Source organism: Streptomyces sp. NPDC059524, from assembly GCF_042749255.1.
In the GTDB taxonomy this organism is placed as follows: Bacteria; Actinomycetota; Actinomycetes; order Streptomycetales; family Streptomycetaceae; genus Streptomyces; species Streptomyces xanthii.
Genome location: NZ_JBHYTK010000045.1, coordinates 1 through 2,250, shown reverse-complemented (window position 1 = coordinate 2,250; position 2,250 = coordinate 1). Strand labels below are relative to the sequence as shown.

Below are 2,250 nucleotides of genomic sequence, written 5' to 3'. Positions count from 1 at the left end.
GTCGGGTCTCGGGCGCCGCGCCCGGGCTGCTGGTGGGGGGCGGGGGCGGGGTGAGCTCGCCCGCGAGCGCCGGATGGGGGGGGGGGGGGGGGGTTTGCGGGCGGGGCTCCCCCCCCGCCCGCCGCCCCCCAGCAGTGCTCGAAGATCTCCCGGAACACCCCGACGAGGGTCTCGCCGCGCAGGACGACGGCCGCGATCTCCTCGTCGTTCCCGTCCGCGGGCCTGGGCGGCGCGGGCACGATGGCCGACGAGCGGTCCAGCACGATCAGCCGCAGGGGAAGGGTGTGCGCGGTGCGCACCTGCGCGCCCTCGGCGTTCAGTCGCCGCAGGTACGAGGCCATGTGCGGTACCGCGGCCACGGCCCCCAGATGGATCGTGCGGATGCGCACGCCGCGGCCGAGGGCGAGCCGGTCGCGTTCCAGGCCCGCCTCGATCATCTCGGCCGGCAGCGCGCGGCCGGGGTGCAGCGAGAGCACCTCGTCCTCGACCCGCTGCGAGGCGTCCTCCAGCGCCGCCGACACGTTCGCCGCCCCCGTCACCACCTCCAACTGGGCGTCGAGCAGGCCACGGACGCGCAGCGGGTGGAAGTCCACGACGAGCCGGTCGAGGGCCGCCCGGGTCTGCCGCATGGCGTCGAGGTAGGCGCCGGTGCTGCGATCCTCCTCGAGCAGGAGGTTGCGCAGCGCGGTGTCGGGCGAGAGCGCGGTCCACCCGCTCCTGGTGTCGGACGACGGTGTGAACAGGCCCAGTTCGCCGAGCAGCTGGAGTGCCTCCGCGAACTCGGTGCCGTTCCAGCCCCGCGACGCGACGAGCGTCTCGGGATGCCAGTCGGCCGCGTCCAGCGCCGCCCGGTAGATCTCCCGCGCCCGCGCGCGTACGACGTCCTCCACCTGAACCCCCCCTTGCGCGCACGGCCGGGAGCCCAGGGGTCCCGTTGCGTGACGCGGCCCCAATGCCTGCCAAGATCCTAAGGAGCCGGGTCGCCCCCTGCCAGGCTTGGTTCGCCATACGGACGGGGGCTGAATCTACGGGCGCGCGTCGAGCCTTACGGGCAGTTGCGAGGCGATGTCGGCGTGGGTCCGCTCCAGGCCATGGCCGGACCCGGAACCCTGTCAGGCGTAGCCACGGATCACCCCACCGGAACATGCTGGGCGCACACCCACCGAGCCCCGTTCCAGGAGGATTCCTGTGTCCGCTGCCCAGACCGCCGTCCGCACGCGCCGCCTGTACGCCTTCCGGGGGCTGCTCACCGCACTCGCCGCCGCCCTCGTCCTCGGCGGTGCGGTGGCGGCCGGCGCCGGAGCCGACGCCGGTCAGCGGGGTGCGGTGGTCACGGCCGCATCCGGTGACTCGCTCATCTGGGGCTGACCTCGGTGCCGGCACCTCGCGTCGCCGTCATCGCCCCGCTCACCGGGCCGCGGGCGGCCTGGGGTGCGGTTCTCCTCCGCGAACTGGCCCGGGTGCGGGCCGCCCGGCCGGGCGCCGCCGACTGGCACGTGCACGACGAGACTCCGGACGTGGCCGCCACGGTCGTCGGCCTCGGCTACACCGCGGTCCTCGGCCACAGCGACCCCGCGATCACGGTGCGGGCCCGGAAGACCTACCAGGCGGCAGGGCTGCCGAGCCTGCTCCCCTTCGTCCACGCCGGACCGCCCGCCCTGAGCTGGGCCCCTGACGACGTGGCGCTCGCCTCCACGATCGTCCTGGCCGCGGCCGCGCTCGGTACCGGCCTCACGGTCGTCCGCGACGACGGGCCCTACTGGGCCGCGCTCGCCGACCGGGTCACCGCGGAGGCCCGCGCCACGGGCCTGGGGCCGGACGGCGTGCCCGCGGTCCTCGCGCCGCAGGAGCGCTTCTCGGCACTGAGGCCGCCCACGGCCGGGCCTGTGCTCGCCCTGGCCGAGTGTGGCCTCGCCTCCTTCTCCGCTCTCCGTGACGCGGCGGCGGATCAGGACGTGTGGGCCGTCCACCCGCACACCTGTGCGCCGCGCCGTGCCTGGACCGCGGCGACGGCCCTGGCCCAGGCCTTGGAGACGGCCCTGTCGGGCCCGGCCCTGACCACCGCGATCCGCGCGCGCTCGGCGGCCCTCCTCGCCGCCCGCGGCGGAATCCTCGGCGAGGCGTGGCGCGTCTCGCGCGTACGAGAGGTGTGCGTGCCCGGCCGGTCGTGCACGCGATGGACGCGGCCCTGACTCGGTGGCGAGGGTGACGCCCCACCACCCGAAGAGCCCCTCGGGCCCGGTCGTGGAG

The 2,250-nt window shown here is 76.0% G+C and carries 3 protein-coding genes; 2 read left to right on the top strand and 1 reads right to left on the bottom strand.

All coding sequences use genetic code 11. The annotated features are described in order from the left end of the window. Nucleotides 1-890 (bottom strand): TrmB family transcriptional regulator (locus ACFW9D_RS15370; protein ID WP_384622105.1); only part of this gene is annotated, 890 nt, incomplete at its 3' end. 298 nt (nt 891-1,188) lie between these two features. On the opposite strand from ACFW9D_RS15370, the gene ACFW9D_RS15365 reads away from it, so the two are divergent. Both ACFW9D_RS15365 and ACFW9D_RS15360 read left to right on the top strand, forming a co-directional pair. After that, nucleotides 1,189-1,368 (top strand): hypothetical protein, encoded by a 180-nt coding sequence (locus ACFW9D_RS15365; RefSeq protein WP_384622103.1) that lies wholly within the window; start codon nt 1,189-1,191, stop codon nt 1,366-1,368. Nucleotides 1,369-1,373: 5 nt separating this feature from the next. Beyond that, entirely contained in the window at nt 1,374-2,192 is an 819-nt protein-coding gene (locus tag ACFW9D_RS15360; protein ID WP_384622102.1) for a hypothetical protein, read from the top strand. Nucleotides 2,193-2,250 lie beyond the last annotated feature (58 nt).